This window comes from Gloeomargarita sp. (genome assembly GCF_053491055.1).
Genome location: NZ_JBRCEP010000060.1, coordinates 1 through 20,447, shown reverse-complemented (window position 1 = coordinate 20,447; position 20,447 = coordinate 1). Strand labels below are relative to the sequence as shown.

The following is a 20,447-nucleotide window of genomic DNA, read 5'->3' as shown; positions in this document are numbered from 1 at the left end:
ATAGTTTGTAGTTATTTTTACCTACCGGGCTGTTCACCATCCAGACGGCAGGGGGGTGCCCTCCTTGGAGGTCGATGCCATCAGGACAACGACTGGCAGTTCTAACAAGATGTCCCCCTACCGAGCATTTAAGTAGCCGGTGGAAATCTCTTTACTGATTCTCAATCCACCCTACCCATAGTGTTCGCTTTGCTATGGTACACCTGGGACATAATATTGAGTGACCAGGGATTACAACGCCATAGCAAAATTACAACTCAAAATTGGCAGAATGGGGCGAAAAGTTGAGATTGTAGTAAGGGTCGTAGCCACCAAGTGACTGCATATAATCAGACCAATGGGCTTGCATATAGGCAACTTCCCAGGCTTGCACAGGTTCCCGCGAGGGACATTCGTAATGATACAGTCTCGCGTAGGGAGTGTACACATTGTGATAACCAGCTCGGTGTAACTTCAAACAGAATTCTATATCGTTATAGTTGTATGGTAAATCTTCATTTAGTCCGCCGACTTTTTCAAAAGAGCTACGCTTGACCATAAGACAAGCTTTTGTTACCGCAATATAGTTGCGAACAATTTTACAAAAATTGCAATAGCCTGAGTATGAATCACTATATCTATAGTAGGGGTACCCATAATAGAACTTTTGAACATCAGGAATGACAATTCCCACGTGATTTAATGTATGGTCAGGGAAAATCAATTTGGCTCCCACAGCACCTACTTCTTCTAATTGTGCTAATTGTAATAAAGACTCTAACCACTCTGAGTTAATTGGCTCAGTATCATCATCTAGTAGTAGTAGATAGTCGCCACTAGCTTGACCTGCCGCTAAGTTAACTTGCTGGGGAAAATTAAGATGTTCATCGCAAGGTACCAACTTAAAATCATTTAGTAAGGCAATTTTATCTAAAACCACTTGCGCTGTACCGCTGCCATCAACAACGATAACTTCCCAGTTCTTATAACTCGTCTTCTCAATAACTGCTTGAAGACAATTTTGCAAAGCTGGCATGTGCTTTTGTTGCAAAATCTTACACGAATTAATAATAATAATAGAAACTAAGGGGTTGCCAATAATTTCATAGTCAACCTGGTGATAATCCCCCCCCAGGATATCGTTGTAAGGTTTTACTTTCGCTTTTATCCCTCGACGGTCAAGACTTGCTTGAACCGCGTTGACACTGGCCATGAATGCATATTTTTTGACAGGACCGGATGAAAGAGATGTTGGTAGAGTGCGCCAATGATAGAGAACCTTGTGGATGTGAAAGATATTTTTTGTCTTTTCAATTACCTTGAGTGCCAGATCGTAGTCTTGCGCCCCATCATAATCACTACAAAAACCATTTAACTGCCTGATCAAAGTAGTCCTAAACACTCCGAGGTGAAATGTGTACATACAGGCGTAAAAATGTTGAGGTGACCAGTCTGGCTTGAAGGCAAGGCGAAAGCGTTTTTGATTAGTGTCAATGAGGTCCCTGTCACTGTAGATATAGTCCGCTTCTGGGTACCGGTTAATAAGTTTGGCATTTTCATAGAGCGCATGTGGCGCCAGTTCATCGTCATGATCTAAAATAACAACATAATCTCCTGTAGCCATCTCTAATGCTGAGTTGCTTGCTGCTGAAATACCGCCATTTTTTTCTCGGAATATGACTTTGATACGTGTATCCAATTTACTATACCGATTTAGAACTTCCCTGACATGAATTCTTGTCGAAGCATCGTCAGCAATGCACAGCTCCCAGTATGGGTAAATTTGTTTTCTAACCGATTCGATAGCTCGTTTTAGCCACTTCTCATCTATGTTATACACCGGCATAATTATAGAAAAGAGTGGCTTATAGGCCATTTGATTAAGTAGTATATTTGATTTTTTTCTTAAAGTTTGAATATACTTTCTCTCCAGATAAAAGTATCTCAGTAAAGCAACTCGACGACTCAATTTAGTAAATAACTTTTGCCAAAGCAAATATCCACCTCTAAACGGACCGCTTGAATATAGAAGTGATATCAATTGAAATAATTTACCGGTCATATGGATACCTTTGCTACTTTGCAACCATTAAAAATATAGCGGAGATGATTGTTAATTGCCAAGAAGGAAATGGATTTTCTAAACTCCGTAAACAAAGAAAAACAGTAAATGAAATGTAAACAGCTACAAATAGGCTAGCCATTACTCTTCGGAATAAATTCTAAACGGAGGCAATCTAAAATAGACTTAATCTCTTGTTCGCCATCCTTTAGAAAGTGCTGGATAACTGGAACTAATAGTTTAGTGGAAAACAGCCTTTCTGGATTACTTCTAATTAAATCCCTTTTAATGAAAGGACACTTGGCAGTTAACAACAGGAGCCAGTAACGATGGGTGGGATTGACTTGAGTCAATTCAAAAAGAAAGAGCTCATCGAGGATGTATTCATTTATCTTCTTGGATACAATTGAACTGGATAACTGCAACTCGTAGAGTATCCCAAATAAATTTGCCAGAGTATTAATTGACAAAAGATACTCGAAACCATATATAGCTTTATGAGTGAAACCAGCGTTGATTAATACACGAGATAACTTGATTTCCCCTTCCTCTATAATATGGCTTTTCTGGTTCACCAGAGGAAATTCATTCCAAAAATCTTGAAACTCGGAAGACTTGATAACTTTCTTGTTAAATTTTAGACAATATGATTGAATGTGGTAGCTAATTTGAAAACTTTCGGTAAGACCGATAAAATCGGTATCCTTGTCTTGTATAAAGTTCTTTTGAAAGTACACTTCATCTAAGTATGGAATAATGCAAAAAACACTGTCGTTAATTAAATAAAGCTCTGAGCAGGTGTCATATAGGTTATTCTCCTTCAGAAAGGCTATACCATCTTTCCATGCCCCAAAATCCCTACCCATGTTTTTTCTGACAATGAGAGAAGATACGTTCTGACTTAACCATTCTTCCGACTCGGAAGTTAAATAGCAAGATACAAAAACCACATTAACGCCTAAGTTTTCAAAGAATAGGCAAAGTCTCTTCGTGTAATCATAAATAACACCGTCTGGGTGAAAATGACAGAATAACAAACAGGCATGATATCCATGATCTCTATATATCTTTTTGGTTACGATAGCAGAATCCGGCGAAAATTCAACCTCTAAGTAGAGGCCTAGTTTTTTGAAAACCCTCTTCACCCTTCTAGCCGTACTCTTCAGCATTTTCAAAATCATAATTTCCTAGCTAACGGATTGTACATAAAGTGCCTTCATCGCAAGTTCATGTTGCGCATCTTCAAGCTGCTCCCGAACCGCTGCAAGTTCACGCTTGGTACGCTCAAGTTGCTCCCGAACGGCCTCAAGCTGGCCGATAAATTTCACACTCTGCTCACGTTCGATCGTCTTCAGCATCTCTAACCGAGAAAGACCACTTCCCCGGCCCTGCCGCGATAGCGTTACAAAAAATTCATTGCCTAGGGTATCATGAAATGACACTTCCCTAAGATTTATTAATCCTAGTTCATAGAGGTCATGGATAAGCAACCTAAATGAATGAGGGACAAACACCCAGTTGTGGGCATCTTCATAATCGGATGATGTTCTATCTCTATTCAGTTTGGCCTTCACGACTTCCATCCTACCAGGTAGCACGAAATCATCATCGTCATTAAGGAACCAAGACATTAAACCTGATACCTTTTGGCAAAGATTTAATTCAAAATCCACAAGCGTACCTACTGTATGAATTTTATTCTTATGGAGAAAAGCATCAATGGCTTTATCAATTCCAGATAGAGGACGAAAGTAATCAAAACAGGTACGCTTATCTGGTATGGCCAGGGAAAGAACACCATCTTCTTTGAGGAGTTCATCACAATCATTGAGAAAACCGATAATATCGGTGGTGTGTTCAATGACGTGTGATGCAATGATAAAATCAAAGCACTTTGTTTGTCCAACTAACTCAGCATAGCTTTGTCCAGACCAGACAAAATCAACCTCCTCTATGCGTGTGAGATCCACAGGATAATCCTTGAACTTCTCTAGCAGTTGCTGACGATTACAGACATCAATAATTTGCACATTGAATCCCTCACTTTTAGGCGCTATTGGCGAATATGCAGGTGCAATTTCTATACCCCTACCATCCGGTTTAATATGCTTTAATATGATTGACTTTCTATCCACTCACAACCTCAAAAAAATTCCCATTGATTTATCGTTGCATCAGAGCTGAATTTTGTCAACCCCTCCCCCTTTTGCCAAATGTGCTACACCCCAGGCAGCTTCCTGTTGGGTTGCAACCCATACGGGTACGCCCAAAATCTGTTGGCGAATGGCCTGCCATGCGCGGTTCGTACTCCCACCACCGCTGGTGAATACCCGCTGCAGAGGCGGCGCCCCCAAATGATGCAGAATTTGATACCCTTGGGCTTCGATGCGGGCCATCGCGGTCAACAAAGCCTGCAAAAACTGCACGGGATTCTCAGGGCGGGGGTCGAGCCGAGGCGCTAAATTGGGGTCGTTGATCGGAAAGCGTTCTCCCGGTTTGATAAGGGGATAGTAATTTAGGTCGAGGGGAACGGCAGGGTGGATTTGGGCGCTGAAATCCCGCAATTCTGCCTCGCTAAAAAAATGCCTCAACACGGCGCCACCGGTATTAGAAGCACCCCCAACCAGCCATAAGTTACCTAAACGATGGCTGTAAACACCGGTGCACGGGTCATCAATGCGCTGTTGGCTGAGCAATTTCAACACCAAGGTCGAACCCAGGGAGGTCACCCCATCCCCCGGCTGCCTGGCGCCACTGGCCAGAAAAGCGGCGATGCTGTCGGTGGTGCCGGCATGAATCTGGCAATCCGGGGGGAGGTGGAACCGGCGGGCCAAGTGCGGTTGGAGCGGGCCTACGGCTGTGCCGGGAATCACCACCTGGGGCAGATGCACGGCAAAAGGTAACTGCGCAAACCAATCCGGGTAGGTGCGACGCCCTGGGTCATAGCCCAATTTCAGGGCATTATGTTCATCGCTAATTCCCAGTTGGCCATGCAGTAAAAACCCCAACCAATCGGCTTGATGCAAAAGATATTTGTCGCTTAAGGAAATGCCCTGATGGTGATACCAAAATAATTTGCTCAAACTGGAGGTGGCGCTGCAAACGAGATGATTTGCGGGCGCATAGCGCTTGAGTTCTGGGAGCAAAAAACCGCCGCGATTGTCGTTATACATCAGCACGGGGGCCACCGGCTGACCGCTGCCATCGGTGAGCAAAACCGTTCCCGATGTTCCGGCAAGGCCAATGTGGTGAATGCCAGCCCGCACCGCTGCCGGAATGCCGCTGAGGAATTCCCACAGACGGGCCTGCCACTCCTGGGGCGAGGCGGGGTCTGCCAACGGTAACCGCCGGGCGTAGCAGGTCTCTCCCTGGGGGTCAATCACCAGACCCTTGAGCGCCGAGGTGCCGCAATCCAACCCCAAACTGAACCCCATCCCCTGCTATGCAACCGCTAGTCTAACCTCTAGGATAAGAAAAGGTTTCACTTCTATTGGCATGGCCGCCGCATCTTCTCGCCTTAACTGGCATACATTCTCCATCGAAGCCACCTGCAAGCATCTGGAAACCAGTACCGAAGGGCTAAACCCGGTGCAAGTGGCCGCGCGGCAGGCCCAATACGGCCCCAACGAATTACAGGAAACGCACCGCCGCAGTCGTTGGCAGATTTTCCTGGACCAGTTCAAAAATGTCATGCTCTTGTTGTTGATAGCGGTAGCCGGGATTTCTGCCCTTACCGATGTCGTCCAGGCCATCCAAGAACAGCGGTTTATTTTCCCCAAGGACACGGTGGCCATCTTGAGCATTGTGCTCCTGAACGGCCTGCTGGGGTATGTGCAAGAAGTGAAGGCGGAACAGGCCTTGACCGCTTTGAAAAAAATGTCTTCTTCGCGGGTGCGGGTGGTACGGGCTGGCCAAGTGCAGGAGGTGAGTGCTCCTGAATTGGTGCCGGGGGATGTGGTGTTGGTGGAAGCGGGGAATAAGGTTCCGGCTGACGGGCGCTGGCTGGTGACGGCCAATCTCCAGGTGCGGGAGGCGGCCTTGACCGGGGAAGCGCTGCCGGTGACCAAACAGGCGGATGTGGTGCTGCCGGTGGATACGGAATTGGGCGACCGGGTGAATTTGGGATTTATGGGTACGGAGGTGGTGCAGGGACGGGGGACGTTGGTGGTGACCCAAACCGGCATGAATACCGAGTTGGGCAAAATTGCCGCCGCCATTCAAGATGTGGAAGTGGAACCCACCCCCCTGCAACGGCGCATGGATCAACTGGGTCGGGTGCTGGTGACGGGCGCTTTGGCTTTGGTGGCGCTGGTGGTGACAGCAGGTACCCTCTATAACCCCCAGATGTTCGGAACCCTGGTGCAGGTGTCTTTGAGTATGGCGGTGGCGGTGGTTCCCGAAGGGTTACCGGCGGTGGTGACGATTACCCTGGCTTTGGGCACGCGCCGGATGATGCAACGGCATGCCCTGATCCGCCGCTTACCCGCGGTGGAAACCCTTGGTTCGGTGACGGTGGTCTGTTCGGATAAGACCGGAACCTTGACCCAAAACAAAATGGTGGCGCAGGTGGTGGCCCTGCCGGAACTGGAGTTGATTCAGGTCACAGGCACAGGCTATCAACCAGAAGGGGAATTTCGCCGCGGGGATCAACCGTTTTTACCCCAGTCTTGCCCGGATTTGATGGCGCTGCTGCTGGCGGGGATGCTCTGCAATGACGCCACCTGGCAGCAAAAGGGGGGGGAATGGGTGATTTTGGGGGACCCAACGGAAGGGGCGCTCCTGCCTTTGGCGGCCAAAGCGGGGGTGACGGCGGCGACCCATCCTTTGGCGCGGGTGGCCGAATTTCCCTTTTCCTCGGAGCGCAAACGCATGAGTGTGGTGGTGCGGGCGGAGGACAAAAGGATTTATTCCCTCGTGCAGGGGGATTTTTGGCTGTTTTGTAAAGGCTCGCCGGAGTTGACTCTGGAGCGGTGTGACCAGGTGCAGTGTCACGGCCAGGTGCAGGACCTGACCCCCGACCAGCGGCAGGCGATTCTCGAGCAAAACAATACCCTGGCCAGCCAGGGGTTGCGGGTGCTGGGGTTGGCCTACCGTCCCCTGGATGCCTTGCCCCCCCAACCGACGGCGGTGGATTTGGAGCAGGGGTTGATCTGGCTGGGGCTGGTGGGGATATTGGATGCCCCCCGCCCGGAGGCCAAACTGGCCGTGGCGCGCTGTCATACGGCAGGGATTCGGGTGGTGATGATCACGGGGGACCACCAACTCACGGCCTATACGATTGCCAAGGAGTTGGGGATTTTGCGCCCTGGGGAGGAACTGCTGACGGGCCGGGAACTGGAACAACTCACGCCGGAGGAATTGACGGCACGGGTGGGGCAGGTGGCGGTGTATGCCCGCGTGTCGCCGGAGCACAAACTGCGCATTGTCCAGGCGTTGCAACGCAATAACCAGGTGGTGTCTATGACCGGGGATGGGGTAAATGATGCCCCGGCGCTGAAACAGGCGGATATCGGGGTGGCGATGGGGATCACGGGGACGGATGTGAGCAAAGAGGCCAGCGATATGATTTTGCTGGATGACAACTTTGCCACGATTGTGGCGGCGGTCGAAGAGGGCCGGGTGGTGTACGGAAACATCCGCCGTTTTATTCGCTATATCTTGGGGAGCAATATCGGGGAGGTGATCACCATTGCCACTGCCCCCCTGATTGGGTTGGGAGGGACGCCGCTTTCTCCTTTGCAGATTCTCTGGATGAATTTGGCCACCGATGGCATTCCGGCGCTGGCCTTGGCCGTCGAACCGGGGCGGGCGGTGGTGATGCAACAACCCCCCAAAAACCCCAAAGAGAGTATTTTTGCCCGCGGTTTGGGGGCGTACATGGTGCGGGTGGGTCTGGTGTTTTCGCTGGTGACGATTGCTCTGATGGTCTGGGCGTATGATTACACCCAAAGCTACACCCCGACGGGTTTAGACCCCCGGCGTTGGCAGACGATGGTGTTTACCACCCTGTGTTTATCCCAGATGGGCCATGCGCTGGCGGTGCGTTCTGACAGCCGTTTGTTGATTGAACTGCACCCCCGCAGCAACCCGTGGATTTGGTGGGCGGTGGGGCTTATGACCCTGGCGCAGGTGGCAATTGTGTATCTGCCGCCCTTGCGGGAATTTTTCAGTGTGTATTACCTAACGCCGGGGGAACTGCTGATTTGTGTGGCCTTTAGTTCCCTGGTGTTTGTTTGGGTGGAATTAGAAAAGCTGGTGCTCCGGTGGCTGTGGCCGGGGCGGGATACGGAGGGGTAGGTGACTTCTCCCCCTGGGTGTGCGACTATGGTTACTGAAAGAGGTGCCGTTGTCGTCTCCCAAGGAGTTGCTTCCATGACCTTGACCCCTGCGGACCCGGTACACATTCTGGTCATTGATGACAGTATGGTGGTGCGGGAGTTGATTGCCCAGTACCTTGAAGATGGCGGTTACATTTTGGAAACGGCGGCCAATGGGGAAGCGGCCTGGGCGGCGATTTGCCAGTCTCCCCCCGATCTGATCATCAGCGATTGGTCCATGCCGGGTCTGTCGGGGATTGAACTCTGTCGGCGGGTCAAATCCGACCCCAGCTTGCAACACATTTATTTTTTGATGCTCACGGCGCGGGAAGATACGTCGGACCGCATCCTGGGGCTGGATACGGGGGCAGATGAATTTATCACTAAACCCATTGACCCGGAAGAACTGCGGGCGCGGATTCGGGCGGCGTTGCGGGTGCGGCAGTTGACCCGTTCCCTGATGGCGGCCAACCAACGGCTCAAGGACCAAAACCAACTGCTGGCGTCGATGTCCCTGTTGGACGAGGAAACGGGGGTATTGAACGAGCGGGCGTTGCAGTCGGCCTTGCCGGGGCTGTTGCGCCAGGTGGGGGAACGGCCTCCCCAAACGGTGGATGAAAACGACGTTTTGTACTACCGCTATTTGAGTTTCTGGTTGCTGGCGGTGGATGGCTGGGCGCAATTGCAGCAGGAGTATAGCAACCACGTTTTGCGCCAGGTGGTGACGGTGGTGGCGCGCCGGTTGCAGAGCCACGGCCTGCCGGGGACGCTGGTGTATCGGGCGGCGGTGAACCAGTTTGCCTGTGTGACCCTGGGGTTGTCGCCCCAACGGGCCTACGAGTTTGGGCAAACCCTGCGCCAGAGCATCAGCGGCCATCCGGTGAGCTTAAGCCGCGACCTCACCATCCCGGTCACGGCCAGTTTGGGAGGGCTAGTCGTTACCAAGGACAACCTGGGGACGGCGGAAGAATTGGTGCAACGGGTGCAGGAAGTGTTGGCGAAGGCGCAAAGTCAAGGCACGAATCAATTGCTCCTGTGGGGATACGAGGAACCTAAGGCGAGCGGGTCGGCGTAGGGCGGGGTTGGGTGGTGGCCGCCGTCAGGCGTTGAATTTCGTCTCGGTGTTCGGGGGGGGCCAGTTCCGCCGCTTTGGCAAATAGGGGTTGGGCTTCCTGCCGTTTGCCGAGGGCCTGGAGCAGTTGGGCTTTGGCAAACAGGGGACGAAAATCCTGGGGATTTTGGGTGATCAATTGCTCCAAAAGGGCCAGGGCGGGCGGGATTTTTCCCTGCGCGAGATACACCCTGGCCATTTGTATCTGGATGCCTGTGACATCCGCCTGGTTGGGTTTGACCCGCAGCAGGGATTGGTGCAGGATGGATTCGGCAAGGGCGGGCCGTTGCAACTGCACCAATAAATCGGTGACGCCGACCAAGGCCAGCAGATTCCCTGGCTGCCGCCGGAGAAATGCCCGGTAGGTGCCTACGGCTGCCTCTTTGTCGCCCAGTTCGGTTTGGGTTTGTGCCAGGAGAATGTGGTATTCGGCCACGTCCGGGTGGTTTTTGGCAAGGCGCATCAGCAGGGGAACCGCACCCTTGAGGTTTTTGTGGCGCAGGCGAATTTCCAACAAGGCCCGCAGGGCGTAGGTGTTGTTGGGGTCCTTTTCTAACACCAATTCCAATCCTTTTTCTTCGCTCACCCGTTCATCTGGGGAGCTAGGGGTGGGTGCGGGGGCCAGGAAATCGCCGACAAAGGGCAAAACGGAGAAACCGAAAAATGCGGCACCGCCAATGACCATCACCAATTTGAGCCAGGGAGGTTGGGGGCTGGCAGCCATGATGGATATGCCCGTTGCCTGCTCTTTTAGCATACCAGAAGCGCCCGGAGAGGGTACAGCCGGGGAGTGATCCGGTTTATGATCGAAAAGTCACAGCTTGGGGGTTTGCTGTATGTCCAGCGCGGCACCGCTATTGATCCAAGGGGTCATTCAGTTTATCAACATTTACCTGGTGCTTTTGGTGGTACGGGTGTTGCTCACCTGGTTTCCCTCGATCAATTGGTACAACCAACCCTGGCTAACCCTCAGTCAACTCACCGACCCCTACTTGAATCTCTTTCGCGCCTTGCTGCCGCCTGTGGGGGCCATTGATTTTTCGCCCATCTTGGCCTTTTTGGCCCTGCAATTGGCGACTCAGTTGTTGGTGGCAGTGGGCAACAGTGGCGTCTTCGGGTTCTAACAGGCTCCAGGCGGCCCGCACGCTGAAACGGTCGAGTTGGTTGGGGTTTTGGGTGCAGGTGGTGCTGGGGGTGGTGGCGTTATTCATCTTGCTGTTTGCGCTGGTGCAACGGCGGGTCAGCCTACAAAGCGGCGTGGGTTTGAGTCTGGGGTTGGCAGGCGTCGGCGCGTTGGGATTGGGCATTTGGCTGAAGTATCGGGGGGTGGAAGTGGCCCGCCGTTTGGCCGCGTCGGAGGGGGAACCGCGCCCCCGCAAAGATGAAGTCCTCAACAAACTCTGTCTGGATATGGGGGTGGCGTTGGTGGGGATGTTGGCGACGCTGTTGGGCAGTTTTGTGGTGATTGGCAGTTTGTTTGCCAAGGCGCTGTTGGTACCCCAGGGGACGTTGGCGCTTGCCAACCAGCCGGTGGATGCCCTGGATATTTTGGTGGTGCAGGGGTTGCTCAATACCATTGCGGGTCATTTTGCCGCCCTGGTCACCACCCTGTGGCCCCTGTGGCGCATCACTCGGGCTGAAGCAAACTGAGGCTGTATTCCTGCAAGACGGCCAGGGGGATGAGTTCCAAGGTTTTTTGGTGGGTCGCCGCGAGGATCACCGGTGGCGCTACCCCGGCGCGGCGGGCTTCTTCCCACCGACTGGCGCACAGACACCAGCGGTCCCCCGGTTTGAGGCCGGGGAATTGGTATTGGGGCGCAGGCGTCATCAGGTCATTGCCGCGCTGTTTGGTAAATTCCAGAAATTCGCGGGTGACTTGGGCGCACACCGTATGCACCCCGACATCCAAGGGACCGGTTTCGCAGTAGCCATTGCGGTAAAAGCCGGTAAGCGGGTTGCGGCAACACAGTTGCAGGGGCATACCAAGAACGTTGAGGGCTGCGCTCATGGGACTGGGGTCAGCAAGTGGCACACATTACAAGTCATTCTACCAAGCCTGGGCTGGGGGTGAGAGACCGCTGCGCCGCTGTGAAATAATAGAGCCGAAGACGGGAGGCCAACGGTTGGGACGGCGGTCATGATCATCGTGGAACATCTGACCAAGCGTTACGGCACCACTCTGGCGGTGCAGGATTTGAATTTCACCGTGGGGGCGGGGGAAATCTTGGGGTTTTTGGGGCCGAATGGGGCAGGGAAAACCACCACCATGCGGATGCTCACCGGCTATATGCCCCCGACGGCGGGCACGGCCAAAATTGCGGGTTATGATGTGCTTGCCGATTCCCTGGCGGTGCGGCAACGGATTGGCTATCTCCCGGAAACGCCGCCTTTGTACCGGGACATGACGGTGGAGGGGTATTTGCATTTTGTGGCCCGGATCAAGGGGGTCAGCGCAGGCGACCGTCCCCGCCGGGTCGATTGGGTGATTGCCCGCTGCGGGCTGAGCGAAAGGCGGCAGGAACTGATTCGCAAGTTGTCCAAGGGGTTTCGCCAGCGGGTGGGGATTGCCCAGGCGATTGTCCATGACCCGCCGGTGATTATCCTCGACGAGCCGACGGTGGGCCTTGACCCCAAACAGATTATCGAGGTGCGGCATTTGATCAAAAGCCTGGCCGGGGATCACACGATCATTCTTTCCACCCACATTCTGCCGGAGGTACACATGACCTGCGACCGGGTGGTGATCATCCACCAGGGGCGGGTGGTGGCAACGGATACGATTGACGGGTTGGTCAGCCAGCTCGACCACCGCAGGCAGTATGAATTAACCCTGTCTGGCCCGCTGGCGCCCTTTCAACAGGCAGTCGGGCAAATTCCGGGGGTGGAGGCCGTGCAGACCCAAAGCGAGGGGGACCACCACGTGGTGACGGTGACCACCAAAGGGGCAGCGGAGGTGGGGCCGGAATTGGCGGCTTTAGCCATTCACACGGGGCTGCGCCTCTACGAAATGCACCGGCATCGGGCGACCCTGGAGGATGTCTTTTTGCAACTGACGACCCAAGAGGAGGCCGGCGAACCGTCAGCAGGCGCCTGAAGCTGTGGTAGGATCACCCTGACTTCCTGGGAAACTGCAATGCGTTTGCTGTGGGCCAATTTCGTGGCGATTTACCGCAAGGAGTTGCAGGGCTATTTTGCCACGCCGCTCAACTATGGGATGGCCGGGGTGTACTGGTTGCTGGCGGGGGTCTTTTACATCGTTTTGTTTAATGCGGTGCAGACGAATGTGGCCGCCCAGGATTTGCAGGGTCAGGCGGGTTTGGCAGCGCCCCCGGTGGATGTGCCGGCGGTGATTTTGGAGAATTATTTGGGGGTCTTAGGTTCCCTGTCGTTATTTATCTTGCCCCTGTTGTCTATGAATTTGTTTGCCCAGGAACGGCAACAGGGCACGTTGGAGTTGCTGGCGACATCGCCTATTACCACGACGACGGTGGCACTGGGCAAATTGGCGGGGGTTTTGACGTTTTTTCTCACCCTGTTGTTGCCGGTGATGGTTTACGAAAGTGTGACGTTGTTGCAGGCGGAACCGCCTTTTTCCTTGGGGTTGATTCTTTTGGGGCATGGGGCGTTGGTGTTGCTGGCGGCGGCGATTTTATCCCTGGGTTTATTTATTTCGGCGACGACCGAAAGTACGCTGTTGGCGGCTGTGGGTACCTTTGCGTTGATCCTACTGCTGTGGATTTTGCAGGCCATTGCCGACCGCATCAGTGGGGCGCCCGCAGCGATTTTGCGCCATTTATCCCTTTTGCAAAACTACACCAATCTCATCCAGGGTTCGGTGAGCACGGCCAGTTTGGTGCTTTTTGCCAGTTATGTGATTTTGGGGGTGTTTTTGACGGTACAGTGGGTGGATGGACTGCGCTTCCAGAGGTCGTAGGTCATGAATCGGCTGGCAAAGTGGGTGCGAAATTATTGGCCGCTGTGGCTGGGGATTGCCCTGGTCAGTGCCGGGGTGGTGCTCGTCTTGGTGGGGCCCAAAAACCAACCCTGGGGTGCCGTGCTGTTGGGGGCGGGGGTGGGGCTGTTGGGGTATGCCCTGTTTCGCTTGCCGTTGTGGGAGCAGCGGGCGTTGGAAGTCGGCGGCAACGTGGCGCTGCGTACCCTGGCGGTGCTGGTGATTTTGGGACTGGTGAATTTTCTGGCGGTTCAATATCCCTATAAGTGGGACCTAAGTGCCAACCAGCGGTTTACCCTGGCGCCGGAGTCGCGCAGGTTGGTGCAAAATTTGCAAGAGCCGGTGCGGGTGCTCATTTTTGACCAGCAGATTACCCCGGCCATCCGGCAACTTCTGGAAAACTATCGGCGGGAAAACCCGGAGAACTTCCGCTATGAGGTGATTGACCCGCGCCAGAACCCGGTGATGGCCCAGGAGTTTGCTGTGCAGGGGTTTGGGGAGGTGCATCTAGAAAGCGGCAAGCGGCGGGAGCGGCTGCGGGAGGCTTTGACCGAGTCCAGTTTAAGTAATGCCATTGTACGGCTGACCCAGCCAAAACAGGGGCAGGTGGTGTTTGTGCAGGGGCACGGGGAGCGACCGTTGGAACCGGGGCAACGGGGCAGTATGTCCCAGGCACAGCAGGCGCTCCAATCCCGCAATTTCCAGGTGCAACCCCTGAATTTGGCAGAAACCGCGGGCATCCCCAAGGAGACGAAGGTGGTGGTGCTGGCCGGGCCACAACAACCCTTGTTAGCGGCAGAGGCCAAGGCGTTGACCCAGTTTGTGCAAAATGGTGGCGGGGCGCTGTTGTTGCTGGACCCTTTGGAACCGGCGAAAAATGACCGGGGATTGGGGGATTTGCTCCGCTGGGCGGGGGTGAAGCTTGATGGGCGGTTTATTGTGTCCAATACGGAAATCATCCAGGGCTTTGGCCGGGGGGTGGCGGTGACCACGCGCTACGGGGAGCACCCGATTACCAAGGATTTTGGGCAGAGTCTGGCGCTGTTTCCCCTGGCGCAGGCGGTGGATGTGGTGGGGGAAGGCGAAAAAATAGGTGTTCCCCTGTTCCTGACCGGGCGGGGGCTGTGGGCGGAAAGCAATACCCAGGAAGCGCCCTTTTTTGACCCGCAACAGGACCGGGAAGGCCCTCTACCGCTGGGGGTGGCGGTGGAAAAGGGCAAAGGTCGGTTGGTGGTGATTGGGGATTCGGAATTTGCCGTCGATGGGCTATTTAACCTGCAGCGCAATGGGGATGTGTTTTTGAATAGCATCAGTTGGCTAGCGCGCCAGGACACCCAACCTCTGTCGATTCGTTCCAAGGAACCCACCAATCGCCGGTTGAACATTAGCCGACCGCTGGCGACTGCTGTGACCCTGTTGGCGCTGCTGGGCCTGCCGCTGGGGGCATTCATGGTCGCTGGCGTCGTATGGTGGCGGCGGCGCTAAGGGGTTAGCAGTTTACGGCCACAAAAACCATCTGCAGTTCCGCCAAATGCCTAGCGGCGGAAGGCAGGGAGTATGTCAACACAAGGATGCCCCACACCCAGGAAATTCTTTCTGGCTAAACGGCCTATTATCAGCGACGCTTCCTACCCAGCACTACGGCTTCTCAGCGGTGTTTTGGGTACTGATGAGCGCCAATTCGACAGATTCCGGTTCCGGTTGTTGCAAAGCCACTTGGATATTTGGCCCAAAAAAACTGGTTAATTTTTCCACTTTGGCCTGCCATGTGGAAAACGGCACCGCTGGCGAGTCAAAGGTGAGTACCAACGTATAATGCCCGTCGCGCAGTTCTTCGCGGATGCCCACCAAAACCGGCCATTCTGCCTCTGTATTGCCTAACTTGAGCCGTTCCAAGGCGGCGGCCAAATGGGCTTTTTCCCCGTAACGATAGCGGGTGACTTCCTGGCGAATTTGCGTTTGGGTGGGGGTTGCCTGCGTCCGTTGCGCTAGGACTTCTGGCGGTGTAGGACGTGTCCAGGGAACCGGGGGCAATTCCGCCGCTTTCAGCGCCAATCCCCCCAACAGCAAGGGAATGCCATAAAAAAAACCAGCCAAATTCAACGTTGGCATATCGGCAAAATAGGCCCCCAAGCCAACCAAGGTCAAAAGGGAACCCACCGTTAGACCCAAGGTCCCCAGGGGAAGCTGTTGGAGAATTGGCGGCATTTCCTGCTAAGAAAAAAATTTGGGTGGATGATAAAAGCAGTTTAACACACCCTGAGGGCATAGCAATTGACCCTGGCACCTGCGCCCCTGCCCTCGTGCGGCTGAAAATTTCCAGTGCAGCAGATACAATAAGTTAAAGTGCAGAATCTACCGTGAGCCATCCATGCCTGAATCGGCGACCTGTTTGCCTGCTGCTTTAGCCAGTATTGTCGAACGCCTGCAACGAGCAAACCCGGCGCGGATGAAGTATGAGTTGTTGATTCGTTATGCTCAGAAATTGCCGCCTTTTCCCAGCAGCAACAAAATTCCCGAACATCAGGTCAAAGGGTGTACCTCCCAGGTGTGGCTGGTAACCCATCTGGACGAGCAAGGCCGGGTACACCTGAGCGGCGATGCGGATTCCCAGTTGGTCAAGGGATTGTTGGCGATTTTGGTGTTGGGGTTGGACGGGCTAACGCCCCAGGAAATTCTAGCCCTATCCCCGGATTTTATTAAATTGACCGGCCTGGATGTGAGTCTCACCCCATCGCGCAATAATGGCTTTATCAGTATGGTGAATTTCTTAAAAAAACGAGTGATGGCTTATGTCAGTTAAAACGGCTAGGATGTTGTCAATGGTTGGCAAGAGAAGGATGCTGAGTCATTGGGAAGGTTTACAAAAATTAGATTCCAGGGTGTAGGTCATTACCGTTGCCATTCCCGTTCAAATTTCCATGGGGCAATTCCCCGTGATTAAACATGATTAAACAACCGAAATGCTCCAGAACCAAGGGCAGTACTTCCACAACCAAATGGGCATCGTTCTGGCTTGGGCGGTACGGTATCCTGATCCTTGATTTCCAGCCGGATGTTTTACCCAGGTGAGGGTGCCCATGAGGCTCAGGCAGTTTGGTTTAGTGGTTTGCCGGATGAGTTTCTTGGCTCTGTTGCTCATGATGGCCACCGTGACAACGGCCTGTGATTTGGGGGAATCCGTGAATTTAACGGGTTTGGGGGCTTCGTTGCCGGCGCCGTTGTATCAGAATTGGGCGGTGGGGCTAAACCAACTGCATCCCCATATCCGGGTCAATTACCAGTCCCAGGGAAGCGGCGCGGGGATTGAGAATTTTATCCGGGGCAATGTGGATTTTGCCGCCAGTGACCTGGCGATGCGGGATGAGGAGATGGCCCAGGTACCGCAGGGGGTGTTGCTGTTGCCCATGACGGCAGGCAGTATCGTGCTGGCATACCATCTGCCGGGTGTGCCGGAGGGTCTGAAGCTGAGCCGGGAAGTGTATGTGGGGATTTTGAGTGGGCAAATTCGCCGCTGGAATGACCCGCACATTGTGGCGTTGAATCCGGGGGTGACGCTCCCGGACCAGGGAATTACGGTGGTGCATCGTGCCGATGGCAGTGGGACAACGGCGGTGTTGACCAGGCATTTGAGTGCCATTAGCCCACAGTGGCAAGAGAATTTTGGTGAAGGAACGACGATTCAATGGCCGACGACGGGAAATTTTGTGGGTGCGAAGGGCAATGAAGGGGTAACGGCGCGCATTCAACAGATACCGGGTGCGATTGGTTATGTGGAATATAGTTATGCCCGCAGCAACCAACTGGCAACGGCGGCTTTGGAAAACAAGGCGGGGAATTATGTGATGGCGACGCCGGAAGCGGGAGCAGCGGCGCTGGCGGCAGTGACACTGCCAGCAAATCTACGGGCGTTTATCAGCGACCCGGAAGGCAAAGATGCTTACCCGTTGGTGACCTACACCTGGCAGTTGCAGTATCAACACCAGCCCGATGCCCGTAAGGCAGTGGCGTTGGAGATGTGGATAGAATACGGCTTGAATGCGGGGCAAAAGGTAGCAGCGGCATTGGGCTACATCCCTTTACCCCAGGCGGTGCGCAAGCGCATTGCTCAGGTGGCCGATACCCTCAGCGACCAATACACCATTACCTTGCAGGATGATTAGGGTTTTTCGGATGCAGGTTCCCGATTGTCGTGCTCGTTCGTTGCTGGAGCGGTGGTCTGACCGGTTGTTGGTGCATACCACCATGGGGTTGGCAGGATTGACCGGGCTGCTGTTGGTCTGGATGGTGCTGGTTATTGCGTGGCAGGCCTTACCGGCAATGCAGCAGTTTGGCTGGCGGTTCCTCACAAGTGGGGGCTGGCAGCCGGTGCCGGGGCGGGAGCATTTTGGGATTTTGCCCATGCTGTATGGCACGTTGGTTAGTTCGCTGTTGGCCCTGCTGGTGGCGCTGCCTTTGGGGCTGGGCACGGCCATTTTTTTGAGCGAGGATTTTCTCCCTTTACCGCTGCGGACGGTGATGGCGTTTTTGGTGGAGGTGTTGGCGGCCATTCCCAGTGTGGTGTACGGGTTGTGGGGGATGTGGGTTCTTATTCCCCTGCTGCAGCCGTTGCTGGGATGGTTGCACCGGCATTGGGGGTGGATGCCCTTATTTGGGACGGAACCGGTGGGGCCGGGGATATTGCCTGCGGCGTTGGTGTTGGCCGTCATGATCCTGCCCATTCTGACGCTGATGGCAAAGGATGCCCTGGCGGCTTTGCCCCCGGAATTGCGGCAGGCTTCGCTGGCTTTGGGGGCGACCCGTTGGTGGACGGTGATGCGGGTGCTCATTCCGGCGGCGCAGTCGGGGATCGTGGGGGGCGTGCTGCTGGCTTTGGGGCGGGCGTTGGGAGAAACGATGGCCGTGACAATGCTGATTGGGAATGCCAACCAGTTTCACTGGTCTTTGTTGGCGCCGGCCAATACCATTGCGTCGCTGTTGGCCAATCAATTTCCCGAGGCGCGGGGGATGCAGTTGTCGGCGTTGATGTATGCTGCTTTGGTGCTACTACTGCTGACGCTGGTGGTGAACCTTTTGGCTGAAGTCATCATTAACCAACTCCAAGCAACGTACCAAGCGGGGGGGAAGCCATGACCACCACGACTCTGCATCCGCACGTGGCCGGGTTCAGCAAACGTCCAAAACTGCGTACCGGCCTAGGCTGGCTCCTGACGGGGGTCGCGGGGTTGTGTACGTTGTTGACGCTGATTCCCCTGTTTGCGGTTTTGGGGTTTGTGTTGGTGCGGGGAATCGCTCGTTTCAACCTTGCCCTGTTTACCCAACTGCCGCCGCCACCGGGGTTAGCAGGGGGTGGGCTGGGCAATGCGCTGGTCGGCACGGTGGTCGTGGTGTCGCTAGGTACGGTGATGGCGGTGCCGTTGGGGGTGTTGACGGCGGTGTACCTATCAGAGTTTTGTCATACGCCGGTGCACAGGGAAATTGCCCGCTGGCTGCGGTTGGGCATCAATGTTTGGGCGGGCGTCCCTTCGGTTCTGGTTGGGGTGTTTGTCTATGGGTTGTTGGTCAGCACCGGCATAGTGGGGTATTCGGCCATCGCGGCGGGAGTGGCGGTGGCGGTGTTGATGGTGCCGATGATTGTGCGGGCAACCGATGCAGCACTCCACATGGTGCCCCCGGAACTGCGGTGGGCGTCGGTGGGGTTAGGGGCTTCCCATGGCGATACGGTGGTGCGGGTGGTGTTGCCCGCGGCGTTGCCCTCAATCGTCACGGGGGTGATGGTGGCGATGGCCCGGGCCGCAGGGGATACAGCGGCATTGCTCTTTACCGCCTTGTTTTCCCCGTTTTGGCCCCAGGGACTGTTTGAACCGATTGCCACCCTGTCGGTATTGGTGTACAACTTGGCGACGATGCCTTTTGCCCCCCAACAGGAGTTGGCTTGGGCGGCGGCATTTTGCCTTGTCCTGCTGACCTTGGCAGCGAGTGTACTTGCCCGGCTGGTCATGCGTCGTGGGGGTTGGTGCCGGTTATGACCAGGAGCGATGCTTTGCCTCAACCGGTATTTCGGCTGGAAAATCTCAATCTTTTCTATGGTCATGTGCAGGTGGTACGGGATGTTTCGCTCACAATTTGCAAAAACCAAATCACCGCGTTGATTGGCCCTTCAGGCTGTGGAAAAAGTACGATTTTACGCTGTTTGAACCGGCTAAACGACCTGATTCCCACATTTCGGTTGGAAGGGAAAATCACCTATTACGATAAAAACCTCTACGACCCGGATATTGACCCGGTGGAAGTGCGCCGCCGCATTGGTATGGTCTTTCAAAAACCCTATCCTTTTCCCAAGTCCATTTATGACAATGTGGCCTACGGAGCACGGGTGATGAAATACAAGGGGAATTTGGATGAATTAGTTGAGCGTTCGTTGCGGCGGGCAGCCCTGTGGGACGAGGTAAAAGATAGGTTAAAACAGAGTGCCTATTCCCTTTCGGGGGGGCAACAGCAACGCCTGTGCATTGCCCGTGCGATTGCCACAGAACCGGAGGTGGTGTTGATGGATGAACCCTGCTCGGCCCTTGACCCAATTGCTACCGGCAAAATTGAAGAATTGCTGCACGAACTGAAGGCCAATTATACGATTGTGATCGTGACCCACCACCTGCAACAGGCCAAGCGGGTGGCAGATGTGACGGCCTTTTTTAATACGGAATCCACACCCGCCGGGGGCAAAGTGGGGTATTTGGTGGAATGGGACCTGACCCACAACATTTTTCATGCCCCCCAAAAACAGGCAACCCTGGACTACGTGAGCGGGCGATTTGGGTAAATGCAATTGCCCTGCAACCTCAGGCTGTTTGCCAGTGCCGTCCAAATTGATTTGCTGAAAGTTATAGTCATTTTTATTGAAAATGCAACATTTTATGAGAGGAGGGTGTAAGATGGGGAGGAAGGTGAGAATCAAGGAGGAGAATCAGAATGTGTTACAGCCTGGATTTACGGAAGAAGGTGATAAGTTTCATTGAGAACGGG

Annotated in this window: 19 protein-coding genes; 12 read left to right on the top strand and 7 right to left on the bottom strand. The window is 54.1% G+C overall.

The genetic code is table 11. From position 1 onward, the window contains the following. Positions 1 to 250 precede the first annotated feature (250 nt). The 4 genes from ACWISF_RS06695 to ACWISF_RS06680 all read right to left on the bottom strand — a co-directional run bounded on the left by ACWISF_RS06695 (position 251) and on the right by ACWISF_RS06680 (position 5,475). Positions 251 to 2,041 (bottom strand): glycosyltransferase family 2 protein, encoded by a 1,791-nt coding sequence (locus ACWISF_RS06695; RefSeq protein ID WP_448380810.1) that lies wholly within the window; start codon positions 2,039 to 2,041, stop codon positions 251 to 253. Between the two features lie 134 nt (positions 2,042 to 2,175). Next, positions 2,176 to 3,222: a rhamnan synthesis F family protein gene (locus ACWISF_RS06690; protein ID WP_448380809.1), complete on the bottom strand. Its 1,047-nt coding sequence runs from the start codon at positions 3,220 to 3,222 to the stop codon at positions 2,176 to 2,178. Positions 3,223 to 3,228: 6 nt separating this feature from the next. Then, a complete protein-coding gene (locus tag ACWISF_RS06685) occupies positions 3,229 to 4,176 on the bottom strand; it encodes a methyltransferase type 11 (RefSeq protein ID WP_448380808.1) in 948 nt (315 codons plus the stop codon). A gap of 39 nt (positions 4,177 to 4,215) precedes the next feature. Continuing rightward, positions 4,216 to 5,475 carry an FGGY-family carbohydrate kinase gene (locus ACWISF_RS06680; RefSeq protein WP_448380807.1) on the bottom strand — a complete coding sequence of 420 codons (1,260 nt, stop codon included), beginning with the start codon at positions 5,473 to 5,475 and terminating at the stop codon, positions 4,216 to 4,218. Positions 5,476 to 5,536: 61 nt separating this feature from the next. Here ACWISF_RS06680 and ACWISF_RS06675 point away from each other — a divergent pair, with 61 nt between their 5' ends. Continuing rightward, positions 5,537 to 8,338: a cation-translocating P-type ATPase gene (locus ACWISF_RS06675; protein ID WP_448380806.1), complete on the top strand. Its 2,802-nt coding sequence runs from the start codon at positions 5,537 to 5,539 to the stop codon at positions 8,336 to 8,338. A gap of 75 nt (positions 8,339 to 8,413) precedes the next feature. Then, positions 8,414 to 9,433, top strand: coding sequence for a response regulator (locus ACWISF_RS06670; protein WP_448380805.1), 1,020 nt, complete (start codon positions 8,414 to 8,416; stop codon positions 9,431 to 9,433). On the opposite strand, the gene ACWISF_RS06665 is transcribed toward ACWISF_RS06670, so the two are convergent. Beyond that, positions 9,411 to 10,193 (bottom strand): tetratricopeptide repeat protein, encoded by a 783-nt coding sequence (locus tag ACWISF_RS06665; protein ID WP_448380804.1) that lies wholly within the window; start codon positions 10,191 to 10,193, stop codon positions 9,411 to 9,413. The genes ACWISF_RS06670 and ACWISF_RS06665 overlap by 23 nt on opposite strands. A gap of 112 nt (positions 10,194 to 10,305) precedes the next feature. Here ACWISF_RS06665 and ACWISF_RS06660 point away from each other — a divergent pair, with 112 nt between their 5' ends. Together ACWISF_RS06660 and ACWISF_RS06655 are read left to right on the top strand one after the other, a co-directional pair. Then, on the top strand, positions 10,306 to 10,593 hold the full coding sequence (locus ACWISF_RS06660; protein WP_448380803.1) for a YggT family protein: 288 nt from the start codon (positions 10,306 to 10,308) through the stop codon (positions 10,591 to 10,593). After that, the gene (locus ACWISF_RS06655) at positions 10,574 to 11,119 is read left to right on the top strand and encodes a DUF3611 family protein (RefSeq protein ID WP_448380802.1); all 546 of its coding nucleotides are present in this window, start codon (positions 10,574 to 10,576) and stop codon (positions 11,117 to 11,119) included. The genes ACWISF_RS06660 and ACWISF_RS06655 overlap by 20 nt, the downstream gene beginning before the upstream one ends. On the opposite strand, the gene ACWISF_RS06650 is transcribed toward ACWISF_RS06655, so the two are convergent. After that, the gene (locus tag ACWISF_RS06650) at positions 11,097 to 11,477 is read right to left on the bottom strand and encodes a DUF2237 family protein (protein ID WP_448380801.1); all 381 of its coding nucleotides are present in this window, start codon (positions 11,475 to 11,477) and stop codon (positions 11,097 to 11,099) included. The genes ACWISF_RS06655 and ACWISF_RS06650 overlap by 23 nt on opposite strands. Positions 11,478 to 11,606: 129 nt before the next feature. Between ACWISF_RS06650 and ACWISF_RS06645 the strand changes: the two genes are divergently transcribed. The 3 genes from ACWISF_RS06645 to ACWISF_RS06635 are packed head-to-tail and all read left to right on the top strand — an operon-like array spanning position 11,607 to position 14,906. After that, entirely contained in the window at positions 11,607 to 12,563 is a 957-nt protein-coding gene (locus tag ACWISF_RS06645) for an ABC transporter ATP-binding protein (RefSeq protein WP_448380800.1), read from the top strand. A gap of 39 nt (positions 12,564 to 12,602) precedes the next feature. After that, positions 12,603 to 13,403, top strand: coding sequence for an ABC transporter permease (locus ACWISF_RS06640; protein ID WP_448380799.1), 801 nt, complete (start codon positions 12,603 to 12,605; stop codon positions 13,401 to 13,403). A 3-nt stretch (positions 13,404 to 13,406) separates the two neighbouring features. Next, the gene (locus ACWISF_RS06635; RefSeq protein WP_448380798.1) at positions 13,407 to 14,906 is read left to right on the top strand and encodes a GldG family protein; all 1,500 of its coding nucleotides are present in this window, start codon (positions 13,407 to 13,409) and stop codon (positions 14,904 to 14,906) included. A 153-nt stretch (positions 14,907 to 15,059) separates the two neighbouring features. On the opposite strand, the gene ACWISF_RS06630 is transcribed toward ACWISF_RS06635, so the two are convergent. Beyond that, positions 15,060 to 15,620 (bottom strand): DUF2854 domain-containing protein, encoded by a 561-nt coding sequence (locus ACWISF_RS06630; protein WP_448380824.1) that lies wholly within the window; start codon positions 15,618 to 15,620, stop codon positions 15,060 to 15,062. Between the two features lie 172 nt (positions 15,621 to 15,792). Here ACWISF_RS06630 and ACWISF_RS06625 point away from each other — a divergent pair, with 172 nt between their 5' ends. The 5 genes from ACWISF_RS06625 to pstB all read left to right on the top strand — a co-directional run bounded on the left by ACWISF_RS06625 (position 15,793) and on the right by pstB (position 20,244). Then, the gene (locus ACWISF_RS06625; RefSeq protein ID WP_448380797.1) at positions 15,793 to 16,224 is read left to right on the top strand and encodes a SufE family protein; all 432 of its coding nucleotides are present in this window, start codon (positions 15,793 to 15,795) and stop codon (positions 16,222 to 16,224) included. A 313-nt stretch (positions 16,225 to 16,537) separates the two neighbouring features. After that, entirely contained in the window at positions 16,538 to 17,584 is a 1,047-nt protein-coding gene (pstS, locus tag ACWISF_RS06620; RefSeq protein ID WP_448380796.1) for a phosphate ABC transporter substrate-binding protein PstS, read from the top strand. Between the two features lie 82 nt (positions 17,585 to 17,666). Beyond that, positions 17,667 to 18,554 carry a phosphate ABC transporter permease subunit PstC gene (pstC, locus tag ACWISF_RS06615; protein WP_448380823.1) on the top strand — a complete coding sequence of 296 codons (888 nt, stop codon included), beginning with the start codon at positions 17,667 to 17,669 and terminating at the stop codon, positions 18,552 to 18,554. After that, entirely contained in the window at positions 18,551 to 19,450 is a 900-nt protein-coding gene (gene pstA, locus ACWISF_RS06610) for a phosphate ABC transporter permease PstA (protein ID WP_448380795.1), read from the top strand. Before pstC ends, pstA begins: the two co-directional genes overlap by 4 nt. Further along, positions 19,447 to 20,244 carry a phosphate ABC transporter ATP-binding protein PstB gene (pstB, locus tag ACWISF_RS06605; protein WP_448380794.1) on the top strand — a complete coding sequence of 266 codons (798 nt, stop codon included), beginning with the start codon at positions 19,447 to 19,449 and terminating at the stop codon, positions 20,242 to 20,244. Before pstA ends, pstB begins: the two co-directional genes overlap by 4 nt. Positions 20,245 to 20,447: the final 203 nt, after the last annotated feature.

Coding starts and splice junctions, on each gene's coding strand:
- ACWISF_RS06645 (WP_448380800.1), top strand. CDS start 11,607: ATGATCATCGTGGAACATCTGACCAAGCGTTACGGCACCACTCTGGCG.
- ACWISF_RS06690 (WP_448380809.1), bottom strand. CDS start 3,222: ATGATTTTGAAAATGCTGAAGAGTACGGCTAGAAGGGTGAAGAGGGTT.
- ACWISF_RS06675 (WP_448380806.1), top strand. CDS start 5,537: ATGGCCGCCGCATCTTCTCGCCTTAACTGGCATACATTCTCCATCGAA.
- pstC (WP_448380823.1), top strand. CDS start 17,667: ATGGGGTTGGCAGGATTGACCGGGCTGCTGTTGGTCTGGATGGTGCTG.
- ACWISF_RS06695 (WP_448380810.1), bottom strand. CDS start 2,041: ATGACCGGTAAATTATTTCAATTGATATCACTTCTATATTCAAGCGGT.
- ACWISF_RS06680 (WP_448380807.1), bottom strand. CDS start 5,475: ATGGGGTTCAGTTTGGGGTTGGATTGCGGCACCTCGGCGCTCAAGGGT.
- ACWISF_RS06640 (WP_448380799.1), top strand. CDS start 12,603: ATGCGTTTGCTGTGGGCCAATTTCGTGGCGATTTACCGCAAGGAGTTG.
- pstS (WP_448380796.1), top strand. CDS start 16,538: ATGAGTTTCTTGGCTCTGTTGCTCATGATGGCCACCGTGACAACGGCC.
- ACWISF_RS06625 (WP_448380797.1), top strand. CDS start 15,793: ATGCCTGAATCGGCGACCTGTTTGCCTGCTGCTTTAGCCAGTATTGTC.
- ACWISF_RS06660 (WP_448380803.1), top strand. CDS start 10,306: ATGTCCAGCGCGGCACCGCTATTGATCCAAGGGGTCATTCAGTTTATC.
- pstA (WP_448380795.1), top strand. CDS start 18,551: ATGACCACCACGACTCTGCATCCGCACGTGGCCGGGTTCAGCAAACGT.
- ACWISF_RS06670 (WP_448380805.1), top strand. CDS start 8,414: ATGACCTTGACCCCTGCGGACCCGGTACACATTCTGGTCATTGATGAC.
- ACWISF_RS06665 (WP_448380804.1), bottom strand. CDS start 10,193: ATGGCTGCCAGCCCCCAACCTCCCTGGCTCAAATTGGTGATGGTCATT.
- pstB (WP_448380794.1), top strand. CDS start 19,447: ATGACCAGGAGCGATGCTTTGCCTCAACCGGTATTTCGGCTGGAAAAT.
- ACWISF_RS06650 (WP_448380801.1), bottom strand. CDS start 11,477: ATGAGCGCAGCCCTCAACGTTCTTGGTATGCCCCTGCAACTGTGTTGC.
- ACWISF_RS06635 (WP_448380798.1), top strand. CDS start 13,407: ATGAATCGGCTGGCAAAGTGGGTGCGAAATTATTGGCCGCTGTGGCTG.